This is a genomic window from Paraburkholderia sp. EG287B, assembly GCF_040965595.1.
Lineage (GTDB): Bacteria > Pseudomonadota > Gammaproteobacteria > Burkholderiales > Burkholderiaceae > Paraburkholderia.
The window spans coordinates 1-386 of record NZ_JBFRCG010000099.1 but is presented as its reverse complement, the minus strand read 5'-3'; the positions used below and the strand labels follow the sequence as shown (position 1 = coordinate 386).

The following is a 386-nucleotide window of genomic DNA, read 5'->3' as shown; positions in this document are numbered from 1 at the left end:
AACCCGGGTAGTAGCGCGGCGGATACTGCGGCAGGCTCGGCTTTGTCACATTGTGCACCAATGCGATGCCGGTAAAGCCCGTGACCGTTTCCGTGATCGTTGCCTCCGCAAGCGCCATGCGCGGCAGGCGTCCGTTGTTCGCGAGCGCACGCACCGTGACATGGCGGTCGGGACGTGGACGCGCTTCATCGTCCGGTGCGTGGCGGTACGTCCCGGCCCAGAGCTGCCCTGAGAGGGTCACCCACAGCTCCTGCCCCACCACGCCATAGCGCGTCGAGGTACGGAAGTACCGTTCCGGCTTCTCGTAGTGCAGCATCCATCCGCGATGCCTGAAACTGCTGAACGGCCTGTAAGCGTACCGTGCGCTGCCCTCCGGGTCTGCGGCG

1 pseudogene is annotated in these 386 nt (G+C 65.8%); it reads right to left on the bottom strand.

What is annotated here, in order from left to right:
• Positions 1–316 (bottom strand): annotated as a pseudogene (locus AB4Y40_RS42885) (type VI secretion system baseplate subunit TssF); the annotation flags it as partial.
• Between the last annotated feature and the right edge of the window lie 70 nt (positions 317–386).